General features: G+C 65.5%; 20 protein-coding genes. 13 read left to right on the top strand and 7 right to left on the bottom strand.

Annotated elements, in window-relative coordinates:
* Positions 1–37 precede the first annotated feature (37 nt).
* The 6 genes from ACFYOW_RS36580 to mnhG are packed head-to-tail and all read left to right on the top strand — an operon-like array spanning position 38 to position 6,038.
* Positions 38–2,920 (top strand): Na+/H+ antiporter subunit A, encoded by a 2,883-nt coding sequence (locus ACFYOW_RS36580; protein WP_387294624.1) that lies wholly within the window; start codon positions 38–40, stop codon positions 2,918–2,920.
* Complete coding sequence (locus ACFYOW_RS36575; RefSeq protein ID WP_387294623.1) at positions 2,917–3,288, top strand: Na(+)/H(+) antiporter subunit C; 372 nt, start codon at positions 2,917–2,919, stop codon at positions 3,286–3,288. Before ACFYOW_RS36580 ends, ACFYOW_RS36575 begins: the two co-directional genes overlap by 4 nt.
* On the top strand, positions 3,285–4,889 hold the full coding sequence (locus tag ACFYOW_RS36570) for a Na+/H+ antiporter subunit D (protein ID WP_387294622.1): 1,605 nt from the start codon (positions 3,285–3,287) through the stop codon (positions 4,887–4,889). Before ACFYOW_RS36575 ends, ACFYOW_RS36570 begins: the two co-directional genes overlap by 4 nt.
* Entirely contained in the window at positions 4,886–5,452 is a 567-nt protein-coding gene (locus tag ACFYOW_RS36565) for a Na+/H+ antiporter subunit E (RefSeq protein WP_387294621.1), read from the top strand. The genes ACFYOW_RS36570 and ACFYOW_RS36565 overlap by 4 nt, the downstream gene beginning before the upstream one ends.
* A complete protein-coding gene (locus ACFYOW_RS36560) occupies positions 5,449–5,709 on the top strand; it encodes a monovalent cation/H+ antiporter complex subunit F (protein WP_062990242.1) in 261 nt (86 codons plus the stop codon). The genes ACFYOW_RS36565 and ACFYOW_RS36560 overlap by 4 nt, the downstream gene beginning before the upstream one ends.
* Positions 5,706–6,038 carry a monovalent cation/H(+) antiporter subunit G gene (mnhG, locus tag ACFYOW_RS36555; protein ID WP_063044911.1) on the top strand — a complete coding sequence of 111 codons (333 nt, stop codon included), beginning with the start codon at positions 5,706–5,708 and terminating at the stop codon, positions 6,036–6,038. The genes ACFYOW_RS36560 and mnhG overlap by 4 nt, the downstream gene beginning before the upstream one ends.
* Before the next feature lie 18 nt (positions 6,039–6,056).
* On the opposite strand, the gene ACFYOW_RS36550 is transcribed toward mnhG, so the two are convergent.
* From ACFYOW_RS36550 to ACFYOW_RS36530, 5 genes are all read right to left on the bottom strand, one after another.
* A complete protein-coding gene (locus tag ACFYOW_RS36550) occupies positions 6,057–7,343 on the bottom strand; it encodes a DUF5933 domain-containing protein (RefSeq protein ID WP_387294736.1) in 1,287 nt (428 codons plus the stop codon).
* 224 nt (positions 7,344–7,567) lie between these two features.
* Positions 7,568–8,713 (bottom strand): glutamate--cysteine ligase, encoded by a 1,146-nt coding sequence (locus tag ACFYOW_RS36545; RefSeq protein WP_387294620.1) that lies wholly within the window; start codon positions 8,711–8,713, stop codon positions 7,568–7,570.
* Between the two features lie 13 nt (positions 8,714–8,726).
* The gene (locus tag ACFYOW_RS36540; protein WP_063044908.1) at positions 8,727–9,413 is read right to left on the bottom strand and encodes a superoxide dismutase family protein; all 687 of its coding nucleotides are present in this window, start codon (positions 9,411–9,413) and stop codon (positions 8,727–8,729) included.
* 130 nt (positions 9,414–9,543) lie between these two features.
* Complete coding sequence (locus tag ACFYOW_RS36535; RefSeq protein ID WP_387294618.1) at positions 9,544–10,104, bottom strand: LytR C-terminal domain-containing protein; 561 nt, start codon at positions 10,102–10,104, stop codon at positions 9,544–9,546.
* A 227-nt stretch (positions 10,105–10,331) separates the two neighbouring features.
* Positions 10,332–10,679, bottom strand: a complete 348-nt coding sequence (locus ACFYOW_RS36530; RefSeq protein WP_387294616.1) for a DUF3263 domain-containing protein — start codon at positions 10,677–10,679, stop codon at positions 10,332–10,334.
* Positions 10,680–10,865: 186 nt separating this feature from the next.
* Between ACFYOW_RS36530 and ACFYOW_RS36525 the strand changes: the two genes are divergently transcribed.
* From ACFYOW_RS36525 to ACFYOW_RS36515, 3 genes are read left to right on the top strand one after another with little or no spacing between them, the layout of a single operon-like run.
* Positions 10,866–11,456: a peptide deformylase gene (locus ACFYOW_RS36525; RefSeq protein ID WP_387294615.1), complete on the top strand. Its 591-nt coding sequence runs from the start codon at positions 10,866–10,868 to the stop codon at positions 11,454–11,456.
* Positions 11,449–12,438: a GNAT family N-acetyltransferase gene (locus ACFYOW_RS36520; protein WP_387294614.1), complete on the top strand. Its 990-nt coding sequence runs from the start codon at positions 11,449–11,451 to the stop codon at positions 12,436–12,438. Before ACFYOW_RS36525 ends, ACFYOW_RS36520 begins: the two co-directional genes overlap by 8 nt.
* A 54-nt stretch (positions 12,439–12,492) precedes the next feature.
* Positions 12,493–13,308: an exodeoxyribonuclease III gene (locus ACFYOW_RS36515; RefSeq protein WP_387294613.1), complete on the top strand. Its 816-nt coding sequence runs from the start codon at positions 12,493–12,495 to the stop codon at positions 13,306–13,308.
* Positions 13,309–13,325: 17 nt separating this feature from the next.
* Here the strand turns inward: ACFYOW_RS36515 and ACFYOW_RS36510 are convergent, their stop codons facing one another.
* On the bottom strand, positions 13,326–15,248 hold the full coding sequence (locus tag ACFYOW_RS36510; protein WP_387294612.1) for an acyl-CoA dehydrogenase: 1,923 nt from the start codon (positions 15,246–15,248) through the stop codon (positions 13,326–13,328).
* Between the two features lie 140 nt (positions 15,249–15,388).
* On the opposite strand from ACFYOW_RS36510, the gene ACFYOW_RS36505 reads away from it, so the two are divergent.
* The 3 genes from ACFYOW_RS36505 (at position 15,389) to fahA (ending at position 18,580) form a co-directional block, all read left to right on the top strand.
* Positions 15,389–16,015 (top strand): TetR/AcrR family transcriptional regulator, encoded by a 627-nt coding sequence (locus ACFYOW_RS36505; protein ID WP_387294611.1) that lies wholly within the window; start codon positions 15,389–15,391, stop codon positions 16,013–16,015.
* Between the two features lie 136 nt (positions 16,016–16,151).
* Complete coding sequence (locus ACFYOW_RS36500) at positions 16,152–17,408, top strand: homogentisate 1,2-dioxygenase (RefSeq protein WP_387294610.1); 1,257 nt, start codon at positions 16,152–16,154, stop codon at positions 17,406–17,408.
* Entirely contained in the window at positions 17,405–18,580 is a 1,176-nt protein-coding gene (fahA, locus tag ACFYOW_RS36495) for a fumarylacetoacetase (protein ID WP_387294608.1), read from the top strand. The genes ACFYOW_RS36500 and fahA overlap by 4 nt, the downstream gene beginning before the upstream one ends.
* Before the next feature lie 3 nt (positions 18,581–18,583).
* On the opposite strand, the gene ACFYOW_RS36490 is transcribed toward fahA, so the two are convergent.
* Complete coding sequence (locus ACFYOW_RS36490) at positions 18,584–19,270, bottom strand: TetR/AcrR family transcriptional regulator (protein WP_387294606.1); 687 nt, start codon at positions 19,268–19,270, stop codon at positions 18,584–18,586.
* Between the two features lie 105 nt (positions 19,271–19,375).
* Here ACFYOW_RS36490 and ACFYOW_RS36485 point away from each other — a divergent pair, with 105 nt between their 5' ends.
* On the top strand, positions 19,376–20,758 hold the full coding sequence (locus ACFYOW_RS36485) for a lipase family protein (RefSeq protein ID WP_387294735.1): 1,383 nt from the start codon (positions 19,376–19,378) through the stop codon (positions 20,756–20,758).
* Positions 20,759–20,819: the final 61 nt, after the last annotated feature.

Below are 20,819 nucleotides of genomic sequence, written 5' to 3'. Positions count from 1 at the left end.
GGTATCACCCCGCCGCAACTACCCGACGGAGTGCAGTTTGCTCGGAATCCTGCTCGCGCTCGTGACAGCCGCACTTGCGGCACCGTTGTGCGTGCGGGCGTTGGGGCGCAACGGTTTCTACGTACTCGCGCTCGTGCCGTTCGGCTGTCTCGGCTGGGTAATCGCGAATTGGGATAGGACACAGCGGGTTCGGGTCGGTTGGGCGCCGAGCATCGAGATGAACATCGAGCTGCGCTTCGATTCGCTGGCCGCCATCATGTCCGCGCTGGTGCTCGGCATCGGCGCGGTGATTCTGGCTTATTGCGCACGATATTTCGAGGACGACGAACCGCGACTGCAGGTGTTCGCGGCCCAGTTGGTCGCCTTCGCCGGGGCCATGTTCGGCCTGGTCACCAGCGATAATATGTTGCTGCTCTTCGTCTTCTGGGAAATGACGACGGTGTTGTCGTTCCTGTTGGTCGGCCACCATGCCGAACAGGCGGTGAGCAGGCGGGCCGCGATCCAGGCACTCTTGGTGACCGGGGCGGGCGGGCTGGCGATGCTGGTCGGGATGATCATCCTCGGTCAGGTGAGCGGCAGTTATCTGCTGTCGGATCTGCTCGCCGGACCGCCCTCCGGCATCGCGGTGGATGTCGCGGTGGTGCTGCTGCTGGTCGGGGCATTGAGCAAATCGGCGATCGTGCCGCTGCACTTCTGGCTGCCGGGTGCGATGGCGGCGCCGACACCGGTTAGCGCGTATCTGCATGCGGCGGCCATGGTGAAGGCGGGCGTCTATCTGGTGGCGCGGTTGGCGCCGGCATTCGCGGAAAGCCCGGCCTGGCATCCGCTGATCCTCACCCTCGGCGTGGCGTCGATGGTGCTGGCAGGATTGCGGTCGTTGCAGGTAACGGATCTGAAGCTGGTGCTCGCCTTCGGGACGGTGAGCCAGTTGGGGTTGCTGATCATGCTGGTCGGGCTGGGGACGCCGGATGCTGCGCTGGCCGGTGCGGCCTTGATCGTGGCGCATGCGCTGTTCAAGGCGTGTTTGTTCATGGTGGTCGGGATCATCGATCACGGGGCCGGTACACGGGATCTGCGGGAGTTGTCGGGGCTGGGGCGGCGTGCGCCGGTGCTGTGCGGGGTTGCGGTGTTGGCGGCGCTCAGCATGGCCGGGATTCCGCCGCTGCTCGGGTTCGTGGGCAAGGAAAGTGCGCTGGCGGCGGTGTTGGATGCGGGTGTGCTTGCCGAACCAGCCAGGGTCGCGTTGGCCGTCGGGGTGGTGCTGGGGTCCATGCTGACCGTCGGCTACAGCATTCGGTTCATTTGGGGAGCCTTTGCAGATAGGGAGTTGCCGTCCCGCGAGCCCGAGAGTGGAGATCTGCACGGGGACGTGCGCCTTGCGGAGCAGGGTTATTCGGAAACTGGTCACTGGCATGCTCCGGGCGCGCAGTTCACAGCTGCGCCCGCCTTGCTCGCGGTTGGGAGCTTGGCAGCGGGAATCTGCGCGCCATGGATGGACGAACTGCTGAGCCCCTACGCGAAAACCCTTCCCGGCGTGCTCGATTCGCATCTCACACTCTGGCACGGCTTCAATGTGCCACTGGCACTGACGATCCTGATCATCTGCGCGGGCATCGTGGTGTTCCAGCTGCGTGGTCGCATCGGCGAATCCGCGACCATGCTCGGAAATGCCGACCGTGCCTACGACGCCACCCTGCGCGCCATGGACCGGCTGTCGCTGCGGATGACCGGTGCGGTGCAGCGTGGTTCGCTGCCACTGAGTCAGGCGGCGATCCTGGTGACCTTGATCCTGCTGCCGACGGTGCTGCTCGCGCTCGGCACGCGCACCGGAGTTCGCCTACGCCTGTGGGATTCGCCGTTCCAGGTCGCCATCGGCGCGATCATGGCCGTCATGGCGCTGGCCGCGACGGTGCTGCGCAACCGGTTGGCCGCCGTGCTCGTCGTCGGCGTCACCGGCTACGGCTGCGGTGTGATCTTCGCGCTGCACGGTGCACCCGATCTTGCGCTGACCCAATTCCTGGTCGAGACACTGACCTTGGTGATCTTCGTACTGGTGCTGCGGGCCTTCCCTGCCGAAATCGACGAAAGCCGCACGGCCGCATTCAAAGTACGTCGGGCGATCCTGTCGGCACTGGTCGGTGCGTCGGTCGCGGTGCTGGCCGCCTTCGCGGTCGCGGCCCGCTCCACCGAACCCATCTGGCGCCTGATCCCCGATGCCGCATACACATTCGGCGGCGGCAAGAACGCCGTCAATGTTCTGCTCGTCGATATCCGGGCCTGGGATACCCTCGGCGAGATCTCGGTGCTCGTCGTGGCCGCGACCGGTGTGGCATCGCTGGTGTTCCGCAGCAGACGTTTCGGCAGCGCGCCGCGCGCGGCGGACTCCCCGGACTACGATCCGGACCTGATCAGCTGGTTGCCCGCGGGGCGGCTGGTGGATCGGCGCGAACGATCGATGGTCCTGCAGGTCACCACCCGACTGGTCTTCCCCACCGTCATGGTGCTGTCGGTGTATTTCTTCTTCTCCGGCCACAATGCGCCGGGCGGCGGTTTCGCGGGCGGACTGACCGCCGGACTAGCACTGACGCTGCGCTATCTCGCGGGCGGCCGCTACGAACTCGGCGAGGCACTGCCCGTCGATGCGGGTCATCTACTCGGCGGCGGGCTTGCGCTGGCCGCGGGAACCGCGAGCACCTCACTGCTGCTCGGCGCACCGCCGCTGTCGTCGGCGATCGTGGAGGTGACGGTGCCGGTGATCGGGCACGTCAAGGTGGTCACCGCATTGTTCTTCGATCTCGGCGTCTATCTCATCGTGGTCGGGCTGGTCCTGGACGTGTTGCGCAGCCTCGGCGCGCGCCTGGACAGTGAGCTGGCCACCGACGAGGACGCATCCGCTTCGGCGCAAGGACGTTTCCAGTGAGTGCGAATCTGACCCTGCTGATCCTGATCGGGATTCTCGTCGCATGCGGTGTCTATCTGATCCTCGAACGCGCGGTCTCGAAAATGCTGCTCGGCATGATCCTGTTCGGCAATGCGGTGAATCTGCTGATCCTGACCGCAGGCGGACGGGACGGTCGGCCACCCATCCGTGGTGAGGGCGAGGACATGGCCGATCCGCTGGCCCAGGCCATGGTGCTCACCGCGATCGTGATCACCATGGGTCTGGCGGCCTTCGTGCTCGCCCTCGCCTATCGCTCCTACATCCTCACCACCACCGACACCGTGCAGAACGACCCGGAGGACGCCGAGGTCGCGGCCAGGCGCGAGGCAGAGGATCCGGAGCATTGAGTCTGCTGACCACGCTCGCGCCGCTCCCGGTCCTGGTGCCCCTGCTCGGGGCGGCGGGCACGCTGGTTTTCGGGCGGCGGCCGAGCATCCAGCGCTTCGTCATGATTTTCGTGCTGTCGGTCGTGGTGGGCATCTGCGGTGTGCTGTTGTATCTGGTCGATCGCGACGGGACCACCGCGTTGCAGGTCGGCGGTTGGGGTACGCCGATCGGCATCACGCTGGTGGTCGATCGACTATCCGCGGCCATGCTGCTCGTCTCCGCGATCGTGCTGCTCGCGGTCTCGATCTACGGTGCGGGCCAGAACATCCGCGACGGTGACGAGCGCCAGCCGACCTCGATCTATCGACCGACGTATCTCGTACTCACCGCGGGTGTTTCGGCCGCATTCGTGGCCGGTGATCTGTTCAACCTGTTCGTCGGCTTCGAAATCCTGCTCGCCGCATCGTTCGTGCTGCTCACCGTCGGCGCGACCGCGGACCGGATCCGCGCCGGTATCGCGTATGTGATGGTCTCGATGGTTTCCTCGCTCATCTTCCTGACCGGCATCGCGCTGGCCTACGCGGCCACCGGAACACTGAACCTGGCCCAGCTCGCGGTGCGAATGGGCCAGGTGCCCAACGGTATTCGAATGGCCGTCTACGCGGTGCTATTGGTTTCCTTCGGCATCAAGGCGGCGGTCTTCCCGCTCTCGAACTGGCTGCCCGACTCCTACCCCACCGCACCCGCACCGGTGACCGCCGTTTTCGCGGGCCTGCTGACGAAGGTCGGTGTGTACGCGATCATCCGGACGCACTCTCTGCTGTTCCCGGACGGCGGATTCGACGATGTGCTGCTGGTCTGCGGCCTGCTCACCATGGTGGTCGGCATTTTCGGTGCCATCGCGCAGAGCGATATCCGGCGTCTGCTGTCGTTCACCCTGGTGAGCCACATCGGCTACATGGTGTTCGGCATCGGGCTCTCCACCGTCGAAGGCCTTTCCGGCGCGGTGTTCTATGTGGCGCACCACATTCTGGTGCAGACGGCGCTGTTCCTGGTGGTCGGACTGATCGAGCGGCAGGCTGGATCGGTATCACTGCGACGACTGGGTGGTCTAGCGGCGGCGAGTCCGCTGCTGGCGATCCTGTTCCTGGTGCCCGCCTTGAATCTCGGTGGGATACCGCCGTTCTCGGGATTCATCGGCAAGGTGGCATTACTGCAGGCGGGTGCGGCGGCCGGCAGCGTACTGGCCTGGGTGCTGGTCGCGGGGTCGGTGCTGACCAGCCTGCTGACGCTGTATGCCATGGCGCGGGTGTGGAGCAAGGCATTCTGGCGACCGCGCGTCGAGGCGCCGGAGGGGCATCTCACCGCGGCGAAACCGCCGACGCTGGTGGAGGATTCGACCGATGTGCTCTATGACGAGCGCACCGATCCGGGGCGGATGCCGTTGCTGATGGTCGGCTCGACGGCGGCGCTCGTGGTGGTCGGTCTGTGCCTGACCGTATTCGCCGGTCCGATTCTGCGCATCGCGGACCGCGCCGCCGACGATCTGAGCAATCCGGCGGTGTATGTCGGTGCGGTGCTCGGCAATTCGCATGCCGAGGCGAAGGGAACGACCCGATGAGCACCGTCGGTCGCCTTGTCCCGAATCGATCGACGGTCGTGCGCATAGGCGTGCTGTTATGGCTGACGGGGGTGTGGTTGACGCTCTGGGGCGATCCCAGTGTGGGCAATCTGCTGGCCGGTCTCGTCGTCGGTGCATTGATCATGCTGACCTTGCCGCTGCCGCGCGTGCCGGTATCCGGACGCCTACATCCGCTGTCGCTGATCGAATTGATCGTCGTCAGTTCGTATTACGCACTGGAATCCAGTCTGCAGGTGGCCTGGTTCGCGATCCGTCCGGCGCCGCCGCCGGTCTCCGGTGTGCTGCGGGTGAATCTCAGTGTGCGATCCGATCTGGTGCTGGTGCTGTGCGCCGATGTGCTCAATCTGATTCCGGGCACCATGGTGCTGGAGATCGACCGGCAGCGCTGTGTCTTCTATGTGCACGTCCTGGACATGAGCAGCGAAAAGGCGGTCGATTCGTTCTACCGGATCACCCGGCGGCTGGAGCGGCTGCTCATCTCGTCGTTCGAACGCCCCACCGAATGGCGTTCGGCCCGAACAACTCCGGAGGTGGAGTCGTGAACGTTGTCGCGATTGTGGCGGGCATCATGCTGATGGCCGCCGCGGTGATCGTCAGCTACCGCATCCTGGCCGGTCCGAGCACCCTGGACCGAGTTGTCGGCATCGATTCGCTGATGGCCATCGCCGCCTCCGGCCTGGCGGTCTGGGCCGCCTACAGCGACGACACCACGGTCGTTCCCGCGATCGTCGCGCTGGCCCTGGTCGGCTTCCTCGGCTCCGCAGCGGTATCCCGATTCCGCGTTCGGGATGACGTATGAATCTGTGGCACTTGGCCTCCGGCGTCCTCATCCTGAGCGGCGCGACACTCGCGCTGACCGCGTCGATCGCCATCGTGCGCTTTCCGGACACTCTCTCGCGCATGCACGCCGCCACCAAACCCCAGGTCGTCGGCCTGATCCTGGTTCTGGAAGGGGTGGCGATCCAGTTGCGCGGGCACGGCAATATCTGGCTGCTGGCGCTGGTGGGGCTGTTCACGCTGCTCACCGCGCCGGTCATCGCGCATCTGATCGGGCGCACGGCGTATCGGGAGCAACGCTACCGCGACGGGCTGTTGCGGGTGAACGAACTGCGAGACGACACGTTGTAAGCGCGATAGCGCTCAGAGCTATCGAGCAGCGCCGACCGGAACCTCTTCCGCCTCGACCACCGGAGCCCCGGCAAACCACGTCGCATGGAATGCCGCGGCCATAGCGGCCAGCAGCGCGAGCACGACAGTCCCGGCCAGCACCGGATATTCGGCCATCGAAACCGCCAGATAGCGGAACGAGAGCAACAGCGAGCCCAGGATCACCACACCGAACAGCACCAGGCGCACCCGGAACCACCCCCAGCCACGCTCGGGATCGCGCAACGCGGATTCGACGGTCAGGCACAGCACCGCACCGGCGACCAGATCGACGCCGTAGTGGTAGCCGAATCCCAGCGTCGCGGTCAGTGTGGCGGCCAACCAGAACGCGCCGAGGCAGCGCAGCCACAGCGGAGCCTGCGAGCCGTCCGTGTCCCGGCGGGTGTGCACGAAGACCGACAGCGCCCAAGCCGTGTGCATGGAGGGCATGCAGTTGCGCGGCGTGAAGGCGTCGAAGGACAGCGGCGCCGGATCCCGATCGATCGGCGGGACGAAATCGGGCCAGAAGTTGCCCACCTGCATGCCGTGGCCATCCGCACCGTAACCGAACATCGGGCCGACCACCGGGAAGATCACATAGATGACCGGACCGAGCAGTCCGAGCACCAGGAAGGTGCGCACCAGATAGTGGGTCGGCCACACCCCGCTCGATGCCACCCGGCGCAGCTGCCACACCGCGACGACGATCGCCGCCACCGGCAGTTCGATATAGACCCAGTGCAGCACCGCATAGACCACCGGTCCGAGCGCATCCACCACGCGGCCCATCACCCAGGACGGATCACCGAGCGCATGGTCGGCCAGCGCCACATAGACGTCGTAGACCCGCGGCCGGCTGACGACCGTAATGTGCAGCCACACATCACCGACCTTGGTGGCCAGCACCAGCAATGCACCCAGCGCGGCGGCGTGCAGCGCATTGCGTCGCTCGGCTCCGCTCCAGCGGAATCCGGCGACCAGCGCCAGACCGGTGAGCACGAGCGTCGGCCCATTGCCGATGGCGAACGACTCGCCGCTCAGCAGTCGAATACTCGCCCACACCACATCGATACCCGCCGCGATGCCGACCGCGATCATCCTGCGGCGCTTGGAGATTCCGACCAGGGCCAGAATGAGTCCGGCCCACGGCACCGACATGGACTTGGGTGTGCCGACGTAGTCGTGCCACAGACTGCCGAGCGGCCCCTCGAAATCGTGCCCGATCGAACCCACCTGTAGGGCGATGAGCAGCACCGGCACCGCCGCGATCGCGGCCGCCGTCCAGATCCGCGAGCGCGGCACGCGCACCCACTCGGTATTCGATTTGCGGCGCTCCCGGATCCCTCCGTGGTTACGCTCCGCTACCGCCTCCGGGCCCGTCGCTCGCGCCGCGGAGACGCTGCCACCCTTTTGACTCGGATCTTCGACAAGCACGTCGACCATAGTAAACGGCGGATGAACGCCATCCCCCTGACCAGCTGAACGTCAGCCGACCTTTCGGCCAGGCAGAACTACTGGTCCAACTCCTTGACCAGGGCATCGACCACCGCGACCAGATCGCCCTGGGTGCTCGCGGCCACTTTGCGCTGCCGCTGATACGACGCGCCGCGCTGTGGGATCTCCGCCACCAAGGCGAGTTCGTCCGCACAACCGAGCCGCTTGGCGGTCGGCTCCAACCGCTGCAGCAGATCCATCAGATCATCGGTGACCAACCGTTCATTGCTGTCGTCGTCCACGATGACGATCGCGTCGAGGCCGTAGCGGGCCGCGCGCCATTTGTTCTCCTGGACATGCCACGGCGGGATGGTCGGCAGTGTCTCGCCGTTGTCGAGGCGCTGATCGAGATCGACGATCAGGCAGTGGATGAGCGCGGCCATGGCCGCCAGCTCCGCGCGGGTCGAGATCCCATCGCAGACGCGCACCTCGATGGTGCCCCATTTCGGCGCGGGCCGGATATCCCAGTGCATGCCGCCGAGCTGTTCGAAGACCCCGGTCTTCATCTGGTCGTGCACGAAATGCTCGAACTGGGTCCAGTTTTCGAATTGAAACGGCAGACCGGCGGTGGGCAGCTGCTGGAACATCAACGTCCGGTTGCTGGCATAGCCGGTATCGGCGCCCGCCCACATCGGGGAGGAAGCGGACAGCGAAAGCAGATGCGGATACGACAGCAGCAGCGAGTTGAGGATCGGAAAAACCTTCTCGCCGTGCGAAACTCCGACATGCACATGGACGCCCCAGATCATCATCTGGCGGCCCCACCACTGGGTGCGATCGATCAGTTCGTCGTAATGCGCTGAGCGCGTTAATTGTTGGGCCGACCACTGGGCGAACGGATGAGTGCCCGCGCAGAACAGATCGACGCCGAGCGGATCGGCGGCACGGCGCACGGTATCCATGGTGCCGCGCAGATCGTCGACCGCCTCGCCCACGGTGTTGTGCACACCGGTGACGAGCTCGACCGTATTGCGCAGTAATTCCTTGGTGACCTGCGGGGTTCCGTCGTGGGCGTGTAGGTCACCGAGCGAATCGAATACGGCCGCAGCGGTATTCGACAGATCGCGGGTCACCTTGTCGACGAGCGCGATCTCCCATTCGATACCGATGGTGGGCCGGGGCGACCCGGGGAAGGGAACCCGCGCGATTGCTGTCCCGGCCATATCGGTGACCTTGCTACTGGATTACACCGCAGGCGATGCGACCGCCAGCGTCGCCCGTCGCCAGTGTGGTGTCGTCCGGGCCGGCAACGCCGTCGGCGCGGACATAACGGTTGGGGATATTGCCGAAGTTATCGGCGTCGGCGTGGATCATCAGGGCCTTGCCCTTGATGTCGTCCAGCGTCACCGCATCGGTGGTGGTGACCAGTTTGGCCGAACCGTCGGCACGGACCTCGAGCGAGGTCAGGTCGCCGCTGGCCGGATGGGCGTTGGCGCTGCCGACCTGCAGGTGGCCGCCGGCCGACAGGAAGTCACCCGCGGGTCCGCCGGTCGGCGCGACCGAGTTGGGCTCGCACTTGCCGACCTGGTGGATGTGCAGGCCGTGGAAGCCGGGACGCAGGCCGTGCGCCTCGATGCTGACCTGGAGATGGTTGCCGTCCTTGGTGATATTCGCGACGGCGACCGAGGAACCCGCGGGGTCCTTGAGGTCGACCTTCACCCCGGTGTTGGCATTCGGGGCGCCGGTCTCGGTGCCGGATTCGCCGGCCGGTGGGGCGGACGCACCGGTCCACACGGGCGGCGTAGTTCCCTGGACGTCGCTCGACTCCTGGCTGTTCGAGCAGGCGGCGAGGCCGAAGACCGCGACAGCGAGCACCGGGGTCACAGTGCGCCAGGACGGGCGACGAGTTGTGGACGGGGCCATCGGGGGAACTCCTTTACGAGTACCGAGTTTACGAGTAAAGCTGGGTGGACACGTTCGTTACCGGACAAGATGATGCCACGCCCGCCGTGTCGCACCCGTGACCGGGCCGTGTCGCGAGCCCCCGGACTGGTCAGTTGCCCGTGACAACTACCGTCACGCCCGAACCGGACCCACCGGAGCGCGGCTCCGCGGTCGCGCCCAGTTCATCGGCTATGGCCAGTGCGGCTTCTTTCTCACCGGGGTTATTGCCGTAGTACACAGTCGTATTCGTGAGATTGGGGCCGGGATAGTTGCCGACTTCGGCGACCGTCCAGCCGTTGGCGGTGAGCTCGCCCGCGGTGCGCGAGGCCAGTCCGACAATGGTGCTGTTGTTCAGAACATGTACCGGGACAGCACGATTCGCCGTGGTTGTCGTCGGCGACGTCGTCGTGGTCGACGGCTTCGTGGTGGCCGGCGCCGAACTGCTCAGTGCCGCACTCGTGGTCTGCACCGGCGCGTTGGTCGTCGCGACCGCCGTATTGGCGGCGGCCCGACTCGTTGTGCTCGAGGGATCACCCGCCCCCGAGGTATCGGAATCCGAACTCGATAACGACATCGCGCCGAGCCCCGCGAAAACGATGGCCAGCGCGATCAACACCATCGCCAGCGCGCGCAACGGCGGCCCGCCGGAGGTGGGATTCGGGTAGCTCACGGCTGCGCCTCGCTGGCGCTCGGCTCCGCCGTGCGCCACGGCGCGCTGTGCCTTTGGTTCACTCGCTGACGCTCGCTCACGGCTGCGCCTCGCTGGCGCTCGGCTCCGCCGTGCGCCACGGCGCGCTGTGTTGACGGTTCACTCGCTGACGCTCGCTCACGCTACTGACCCTATCCGCAAACCGGCCCCTGTGGTCTCTGCGCAGGGTCCGCTTTTACGGCGGCGCGTCATACCTGGAAGCCGAGCCTCCGAGCGGCTCGCGCCTTCTGCCTGCTCGCCCGCAGTCGGCGCAACCGCTTCACCAGCATGGGATCGGCCGCAAGTGCCTCCGGCCGATCCACTACCGCATTGAGTACCTGGTAGTACCTGGTCGGCGACATGCCGAACAGTTCACGAATGGCCTCTTCTTTAGCCCCGGCGTATTTCCACCATTGTCGTTCGAAGGCCAGGATGTCGTGTTCGCGACGGCTGAGACCGTCACCGTCACCATCGACCTGCTTGGCTGCCGTGACATCTTCGCTCGCAGAAGGGCCGTCCTGGATCCCGGAAAGATTCCGAGCCGCTGCGCCGTCCATCTTGCTCCCTCGCCGAGTGACCACCAGAGGAAAATGATGCTTGTACGTCGCGGATCATTCAACCACGGGCCGCGGGATTGCCCCAGCACCATCGCGGCGTGTTCGCTACCGGTCGGTAGCGAGTCGCGACCACCCGCGATCGCGGCGGCTGCGACCCGTGCGAGCCCATCGGCAATAATTGCCCCCATGGCAATCCTCCCCATCGTGATCGTCGGTGACCCGGTTCTGCACAATCCGACCGAGCAGGTCACTCAGACGCCGGAGGAACTGGCCGAGCTGATCGCGAATATGTACGAGACGCTCGATGCCGCCAACGGCGTCGGACTGGCCGCGAACCAGGTCGGCGTGCCGCTGCGGCTGTTCGTCTACGACTGCCCCGATGTCGGTGCCAACGGTTCGGCCGTGCGGCGCAAGGGCGCGGTGATCAATCCGGTGCTGGAGACCTCCGAGATTCCGGAGACCATGCCGGATCCCGATGACAATGACGAGGGCTGCCTGTCGGTGCCCGGTGAGCAGTTCCCCACCGGTCGCGCCGAATGGGCCCGCGTCACCGGCACCGATGAGCACGGCGCACCGGTCGAGATCGAGGGCAAGGGTTTCTTCGCCCGCATGCTGCAGCACGAGGTCGGACATCTCGACGGATTCCTCTATGTGGATGTGCTGATCGGCCGCAATGCCCGTGCGGCCAAGAAGGCGATCAAGCGGAACGGTTGGGGCACACCGGGACTCAGCTGGATTCCGGGCACCGTGCCCGACCCGTTCGGACACGATGACTGATCCTGCGGGTGATTCGTCATTGCCCGATATCCAGTTGGGTCGGCGCGTGGTGCTGCGGTACCGGTTGCCTGCGGGTTATCCCCAGCCACTCACAGATGTGATCGGCGAACTGGTTTCGCTGGATCCGCCTACCGTGCGGGCCGCGGACGGGCAGGTCGTCGCGGTCGCGGTGGATCGCGTGGTCGCGATGAAAGCGTTGGGGCCGAGGCCGATTCGCACGAGGGAGATCCGGGCGCTGGAGGCCGCGGCGGCCTACGGCTGGCCAGGTATCGAACAGGGTTGGATCGACGGCTGGCTGCTGCGGGCCGGAAACGGCTATACCAATCGCGCCAATTCCGCTGTGCCGCTCGGCAGCTCGGACGGTCCGGCGGCGCTGGGCGCGGATACGCTGCAGCGAATCGGCGAGTGGTACACCGCGCACGGGCTGCCGGTGCAGCTCGCACTGCCGGATCGGCTGGCGTCGCTGCCACCGGGCTGGCGCAGTTGGCGGGAAACCCAGCTGCTGGCGATCGATATCGAGAATTTCGTACTGCCGCAAGGGCCGCGGATGGTGCGCATCGTGCCCGCACCCGATGACGCCTGGTTGTCGCTGCACCGCTACAGCGGCGAAGATCCTGCGACACAGCCTGTTTCGACGCCGCCGGTGGTGCAGGTACTCACGGCCGTACACGACGGCGAAGTGGGTTTCGCCTCACTCGGATTGCCGCAGCCCATCGCGATCGGCCGCGGCGCGCTCACCATCGCACCGGACGGCCGCCGCTGGATCGGCCTGACCTGCGTCGCGGTAGCGGCCGAACACCGCAGGCACGGATTGGGTTCGCTGATCTGCGCGGAGCTGATCCGCTGGGGCGCCGACCGCGGCGCCACCCACGCCTATCTCCAGGTCGAGGCCGAAAATACCGGGGCCATCGCGATGTATCACGAATTGGGCTTCCTCGACCACCACACCTACCGCTATGCCGTGCCGGACGGCTCTCGCTGAACCTGCGGTCCTGCGGTACAACAGACCTATAGCCCATTGCGAAGGAAGGCATCCGTGCGTCTCGCGACCTGGAACGTCAATTCGATCCGCTCCCGCCTCGACCGGGTCGCGGCCTTCCTCGACCGCCAGGACATCGATGTGCTCGCGATGCAGGAAACCAAATGCCGCGACGACCAATTCCCTTTCGAGCGCTTCGACGAACTCGGCTATGAGGTCGCCCATATCGGGTTGAACCAGTGGAACGGTGTCGCCATCGCCTCTCGCATCGGCCTCGACGATGTGGAAGCCGCATTCCCGGACCAGCCCGGCTTCGACAAGGATGCGGCCGAATCGCTGATCAGCGCCCCGATCGTGGAATCGCGCGCACTCGGTGCGACCTGCGGCGGAGTGCGAGTGTGGAGCCTGTACGTCCCCAACGGCCGCACCCTGCACGACCCGCACTACACCTACAAACTGGAATGGCTTGCCGCCCTGCGCGCCAACGGCGCCCAGTGGCTCGCCGAGAATCCGGAGGCGCAGATCGCCCTGGTCGGCGACTGGAATATCGCCCCGACCGACGACGACGTCTGGTCCGTCGAATTCTTCGCCGACAAAACCCACACCTCCCAACCCGAACGCGACGCCTTCAACGCCATCGTCGAAACCGGCTTCGCCGACGTCATGCGCCCCTACGCCCCCGGCCCCGGCGTGTACACCTACTGGGACTACACCCAACTGCGCTTCCCCCGAAAAGAAGGCATGCGCATCGATTTCATCCTCGCCTCCCCCGCCCTCGCCGCCCACACCAAGGACGCGATGGTCGACCGCGAGGAACGAAAAGGCAAGAGCCCCAGCGACCACGCCCCGGTGATCGCCGAATTCACCGACTAGGGGCGCGGCCGCAGGGGCTAGGGGTTCATCTCGTATCCGCCGGCGTGCGCTCGAGCCTGCGCGAGTACCTGATCGAAGCGCGAGCGGGAGGGGATCGGGCGGTGGACGAGGTCGAGGGCGCGGGTCTGTTGGGGCTTGGTTGCGGTGGGTTTGGTGTGCAGGGTCAGGGCGTTCTTGGAGAATTCGCGGACGAAGACGTCGAAGAGTTGGTCCAGGATATCTGTTGTGGTGCCCTCGATTTCGGCCTGTTCCAGGATGAGTTGGGCGTAGGGCACGGCGGTGAACAGTTCGCCCAGGGCGAAGAGGAAATCTACGTCGCGCTGCTGTGCTGGGGTCGGTGCGGCGGCGGCCAGCAGGGTCTGGAAGGCGAGTGCCTGCTCCAGGAAGACGGCGACGTTCGGTACGTGCGCGAACTTTTCGAAGACCGGGCGCCAGTCGCGGAAGCGGATTCGGCCGAGGCCGCTGCTCGGGCCCTGCCGGAACAGGAATTCATCGTCGGCGGCATCGCGGCGGGTCGGCACGGGATCGTAACTGGCACCTGCCAATTCGGCGCGCAGCTTGGGTACCGCCGCACCGGCGCGCGGGGTGAGCTTGCGGCTCGACCAGCTCAGCGCACCGGAAACAGCCCGGACCGTCCCCTTGGGCGCGACACCCGCACCGGGTAGGTAGCGCAGCGCGACCAATCCGGCATCGGCGGGATGGAACATGTAGTTGGCCATGAATTTCAGCGACAGCGCCATATTCACGTGGACGGTGCCTTCGAGCCGCGGCAGTCCGAAGAGCCCGAGCATCGCCATCGGGAAGTACATATCGTTTTCGAAACCGCGGGCCGCGATCACATCCGCGAGATCCTCGGTGATCCGCTGTCCCTGCCGGGTCACGGTCATTTTCTCGATCGCATTGAACAGCAGGTAGCGGCGGTCGTCCGGGGATGCGGAGCGCATGTAGTCGATGGCGCGCTCGCTGTAGAGCTTCATACCGAGCAGCCGCGCGTAGGAATCGGTCAGCAGCGATTGCACCTGCGGGAACTCGGTGACCCGGTGCCCGAACAGGATTCGGTTCTCGGCGTGGGTGATCGCCTCGTAAAAGGCGTGTTCACAGGCGCCGACCGCACCGAAACCGAGATTGAACTTGCCGACATTGACCGTATTCATCGCGGCGTGGAAAGCATCCTCGCCGCGATGCAGGATGTCTTCCTCGGCGACCGGATATTTCTCCAGATCGAAGGCCGCCACATACATCTGGCTGTCGACGACATTGCGGCGCAACTTGTAATTCTTGTGTTTGCTGTCCGCGACGAAGAACAGATACCCCTCGTAATCCTCCCGCGTCGGCTTGCTTTCCAGCGCCTTCGCGCTGTCGATGATGGGTTTGTCGGCCCGGCGACCGAATACCGACACCATCCCGGCCAGATTGCCGTTGCCGATGTAATGCTTGCTGCCGGAAGCCGTATAGCCGCCACCGAGCTCGGGTGTGAGCACCATATCCGTGGAGTAGACGTCCGCGCCGTGCTCCTTCTCCGAGAGTCCGAAGGCGAAGATCTCACCGGAATCCAGCAGTGCGGCGGCCTGCTGCTTGGCGGCCTTGTTCTCGCTCTGCCAGATCGGGCCCAGCCCCAGAATGGTGACCTGCCAGACGTACCAGTAGGACATGCCGTAGAAACCGAGAATCTTGCTCATCATTGCGATCCGGCCGGTATCCCAGCGCTTGTTCGGATCGCCATTGGCCTCGGCCGCCGGGGTGAGGAAGGTGGCGAAGACCCGCTCCCGCTTCACGAAATCGAGGAAGTCGGCGTACCAGATCCGCTCCCGATCGTCGTGCTTCAGCGCCGCTTTACCCCTGGCCTCGAACCACTGCACGGTGGCGCGCAGGAGCCTGCGGGTCTCCGCATCGAACTCGGCGAATTCGCAGGTCTTCGGGTTGAACAAGGTTTCGGTCATCGATGACTCCTCATTGATCCGGACTATGAACCGGCCACTTCATTCGCGACTGTAGCATTATTATTCGTCGGTGTAGGAATTCGACCTTCAGGCCCGGTACCAGCGCAAAACCGGCGAACAACGCTGATATCTTGGTGCCCATGGGTAGCGAGACGGCCGTGCAGCCACGGCAGCGGGCGCAGCATCTCGGCCCCGAGCGGCGTCGCCCCCAGGTGCTCGACACCGCGCTGGCGATTGCCGTCGAGCACGGCGTCGCGGCGGTCACCATGGCCGCGATCGCCGATCGGATGAATGTGACCCGACCGGTGGTCTACGCCTGCTTCCCGGATCGCGTCGAGTTGATCGAGGCGCTCATCCAGCGCGAGGAGAGCTTCCTGGTCGGCGGCGTGCTCGAGGTGCTGCCGCCCCGCGATGTCGACGCGGGCGAGACCGTTTTCGTGGACGGTTTCCGCGCACTGCTGGAGAAGGCAGCCGAGCGACCGGATGCGTGGCGGCTGCTGTACGGCAATCCCGATCCGGCCGTTGCGGATTCGTTCGGGCGCGGTCGCAGGCTCGCCATCGAGCGCTGCACCACATTGCTGCGACCGACGCTGCGCGCGTGGGGCACCGAGGACGCCGAGCGCAAGTTGCCGGTGCTCGTCGAGCTGTGGGTGTCCGCCGGTGAGGGCGCGGTGCGCACGCTGCTGGCGGGTGAGGGCGGATGGGATCCGCAGAGCCTCGGAGCCTTTGTCGGAGCGGCCGTGTACCGCGCATTGCGTCACGCCTGACAATTGTTCAGCACTTCACCCCATCGCTAGGCGAAATGCCGCAGAAGACGGCAGAGTACCGGCAAAATGTCCACCGGACCGGCCCTTCCGGCACTACGATGGAAGTAAATCCAGCGGTCCAGCCGGAGGTGCGGTCATGGCGTTCTATCGGCAGGCGGGAGCGGTGCCACCGAAGCGGCACACCCAGCATCGAGACGCCCAGGGACGGCTCTACTACGAAGAGCTGATGGGAGAAGAGGGCTTTTCCGGCGATTCCTCACTGCTGTATCACCGCGGCCTGCCGCCCGCCATTGTGGATTCGACGGTATGGGAGCTGCCGGACCAGACCCTCACCCCGAATCATCCACTGCGCCATCGCCATCTGCGCCTGCACGAACTCTTCCCCGGCGATACCCCGGCCGGAACCGATCCTATTACCGGACGTCGACTACTGCTGGGCAATGCGGATGTGCGGATCTCGTATGTGGCGGCCAAGGGTGCATCACCGCTGTACCGCAATGCGATCGGCGACGAGCTGGTGTATGTGGAATCGGGTGCGGCCGTTGTCGAAACGGTCTTCGGTACCATCCCGGCCCGGCAGGGCGACCAGGTGCTGATTCCGCGCGCGACCACGCACCGCTGGCTACCGAGCGGCCCGGAACCGCTGCGCGCGTATGTGATCGAAGCATCCAGCCACATCACGCCGCCGAAGCGCTATCTCTCGAAGTTCGGTCAGCTGCTGGAACATTCGCCGTACTGCGAGCGGGATCTGCACGGGCCGGGGGAACCGCTGGTCGCCACCGGAACCGATATCGAGGTGCTGGTGAAGCATCGACCCGGCGGTCAGGTGGTCGGCACGCGGATGATCTACGCGACGCACCCGTTCGATGTGGTCGGCTGGGACGGCTGCCTTTATCCGCTCACTTTCAATATCGCCGATTTCGAACCGCTCACCGGCCGGGTGCACCAGCCACCGCCCGCCCATCAGGCATTCGAGGGGATCAATTTCGTGGTGTGCAATTTCGTACCGCGCAAGGTCGACTACCACCCGCTATCGATTCCGGTGCCGTACTACCATTCCAATGTCGACAGCGACGAGATCATGTTCTACTGCGGCGGAAACTACGAGGCGCGCAGGGGTTCCGGCATCGGGCAGGGTTCGGTATCGGTACATCCCGGCGGTTATGCGCACGGTCCGCAGCCGGGCGCGTATGAGCGCAGTATCGGCATCGACTTCTTCGACGAACTCGCGGTCATGGTCGATACTTTCCGACCGCTCGAACTCGGCGAAGGCGCGCTGGCGTGCGAGGATCCCGGATACGCGTGGACCTGGTCCGGTCGCGGACCGCAGTCCGACGGATTCCGGCAACCGAATCAGCGCCCGCACGCGAATGAGCGCGGTGGACCAGCATGAAGACCCGCATCGAGGTTCCCGACAACACCCTCTTCGGTCCGAACAATCTTCCCTACGGCGTCTTCGCGCCGGAGGGCCGGGACTTCCGGGTCGGTGTGCGACTCGGCGAGCAAGTCATCGATCTGGCTGCGGCACTGGAGGATCCGATATTTGCCGAGCCGAGTCTCAATGCCTTCATGGCGGCGGGGCCACGTCGGTGGCGCGAGGCGCGCGAGCGGATCCACGAGCTGATCGCTGACGAAATCCCCGGGGAGGCAGTACATCTACTGCACAATGTGCGTACCAAGCTGCCAGTAGAGATCGGTGACTATGTCGATTTCTACGCCAGCATCGACCACGCGACGAACCTCGGCAGGCTGTTCCGCCCCGATGCCGAACCGCTGCTGCCCAATTGGCGGCATCTGCCGGTCGGATATCACGGCCGCGCGGGCACCGTCGTCGTCTCGGGGACCGAGGTCGTGCGGCCGCACGGCCAACTCCGAACCACCTCCGGCACACCGGATTTCGGCCCGTCGCAACGTCTCGATATAGAAGCCGAGCTCGGATTCGTGGTCGGAGTCGGATCCGAACTAGGCACACCGATCGATATCGACCAGTTCGCCGAGCACGTCTTCGGCGTCGCGCTGGTGAACGATTGGTCCGCGCGCGATATCCAGGCCTGGGAGTATCAGCCGCTCGGACCGTTCCTCGGCAAGTCCTTCGCGACCTCGCTCTCGGCGTGGATAACGCCGCTGGCCGCCTTGGAAAGCGCCCGCATTCAACTGCCGAAGCAAGAACCCGAACCACTGCCCTATCTGCGGGGCAGCCAGCGGTGGGGCCTCGATATCGACCTGGCCGTGCACTGGAACGGCCAAACCGTCTCGCATCCACCGTATTCCCGGATGTACTGGTCGCCGGCGCAGATGCTGGCGCATCTCACCGCGAACGGCGCTGCCACGCGCACCGGCGACCTCTACGCCTCCGGCACCATCTCCGGATCGCAACCGGACCAGCGCGGTTCGTTCATCGAATTGTCCTGGGGCGGAGCCGAACCCGTCACGGTGAACGGACTGCACCGGACCTTCCTGGAGGACGGCGACGAGGTAGTCATCACGGCGTCGGCCCCGGGTGCGAATGCGCGGCGCATCGGCCTCGGCGAGGTCCGCGGGCGCATCTGGCATGCGCGCGAATGAGGTTCAACGCGCGGCAGTTCGAACACCCGCATCGACAACGGCGATGAACCGCTGCAGATCCTCGATCAGCGTATCGACCATATCGGGCGCGCCACCGTCGTCATGATGGTGCAGCCAGTCCGCGACGAGTTCGAACATGCCGCCAATGGTCGCCAGCGCCAAGGCGATTCGCCTGCGCTGCTCCTCCGGATCCGATGCGGGCGCCCCCGACCACTGCTGATCGAGAAAGGACGCCGACCAGCGCCGATTACTGCGCCGCTGCTTCTCCACCGCAGGTGAGATGCCGCCCGCCTCGCCGAATGTCACCTTGGCCAGCCGCGGATCATCGGCAATGGCATGTACGAAGGCGGCGATAATGGCCTGCGCGCGCTCCGGCCATGGCAGTTCGGCGGAGGCGGTGGCCGCCTCGATGGCCCGCTGCTGAATCTGTTCGGTGATGTGGGTGAGCAGCGCGACGTAGCACGCTTCCTTGCTGTCGAAATGATCGTAGAAACCCTTGGTCCCGACGAACGCGCGCTGACAGATCTGTTCGATCGACGTACCCGAAAAGCTTTGCTCGGCAAATAGTTCGGTGGCCGCGTCGAGCAGTTGGCTGCGCCGTTGCGCGCTGCGCTGCTCGGCATCGAGACCACGGATGCGGCGCCGCGCCGGAGTCGGATCGGGCCGCGCGGCGGATTTGCTGCGGGTCATACCTCGACCATAGTCGAGGCATTTTCAGAAAGCCTTCTTGTTGGTAACAGGCAGTCGTGTTGTAATCACTGTCACGTCGATGAGGAAGGGACAGACGTGTCAGTGATGAATGGGGATCCGACCCGCATGCGTCGGCGCGGATTGCGCGCGGCGGCCGCGCTGGTATCGATGGCGATGACATTGATGGTCGGGGGTGTCACCGCCTCGCCGGCCACCGCCGTGCCTGTGCCGCAACAGGATTCGTTCTATCAACCGCCGGAGGGCTTCGAGGCGCAGGAAGTCGGCACGATTCTGCGCTCGCGCGAGGTGCAGCTGGCGGTGCTGACCGTACTGCCGCTGAGCGTGCGCTCATGGCAGCTGCTCTACCGCAGCACCGATCTGTTCGGACAGCCGACGGCCGCGGTCAGCACCGTGATCCTGCCCGCGGGCGCGGATCCGAACCGGTCGCGTCCGCTGGTCTCGCTGCAGTTCTACTACGACAGCGCCAGCATCGCCTGCGCACCGTCGTTCGTACTGCGCCAGGGCGCCGGGCTGCCGGGCGTCGAAGGCATCCACTCACAGAGCGAGCTGATCGCGATCGCCGCGCTGATCAGCCAGGGCTGGGCCATTTCGGTGCCGGACTACGAGGGCCTCAACGGACATCTCGCGGTGGCCGAGGAGCCGGGATATATGACCCTCGACGGCATTCGGGCCGCCGAGCGATTCGAACCGCTCGGCCTCGACGGCGCGAATACCCCGGTGGCGCTGTGGGGTTATTCCGGCGGCGGCATGGGCAGCGGCTGGGCCGCAGAGATGCAGCCCGGCTACGCGCCGGAGCTGAACGTGAAAGGGGCCGCGCTCGGTGCGCCGGTCTCGGATGTCGAATCCCTGCTGCACGTCAACGGATCCATGTTCTCCAGCCTCATCGGCATCGGCGTCTCCTCGCTCTACAACGCCTACCCCAAGTTTCGCGAGGTGACCGATCAGTACCTGACGCCCGAGGGCAAGGCGCTGATGAACCGGACCAACTCGCAGTGCCTGCCACGCAACGCACTGACCCAGATGTTCACCGATTACCAACGGATTCTGACGATTCCGATCGCGCAGTACCTCGCGCTACCGGAAATCCGCGAGGTCTTCGACGCGACCGTCCTCGGCAAACACACCCCGATCGCGCCGCTGTTCATCTATCAGGGTGTCCTGGACGAGGCCGTGCCGATCTGGACCACCGATCGCCTGAACCAGCAGTGGTGCGCGGACGGTGCATCGATCGTCTACAAACGCGACCACCTCAGCGAACACCTGACCCTTCCGTCGCTCGGCATGGCCGACACCTTCAACTGGTTGAAGTCCCGCCTCGCTCCGGATGCGCCGGATCAGGTCGGCTGTCGCACCGAGAACGTGGTTTCCATGCTCGCCGATTTCAATGCCATGCTCACCCAGATCGAGATCAACTTGAACGCCACCTTCGGCGCCCTCGGGTTCCCGATCGGCCCACGCGAACGCTGATCACGCAACCTCTCGGCATCGATTTGTGCGAATCCACTCCTGAGCGGCGGATTCTTCGTGT

Origin of the sequence: Nocardia sp. NPDC006982 (assembly GCF_042869435.1) — a bacterium.
Classification (GTDB): domain Bacteria; phylum Actinomycetota; class Actinomycetes; order Mycobacteriales; family Mycobacteriaceae; genus Nocardia.
Note: the sequence above shows the minus strand (reverse complement) of the source record. Positions and strands in the feature narration are given on the sequence as shown.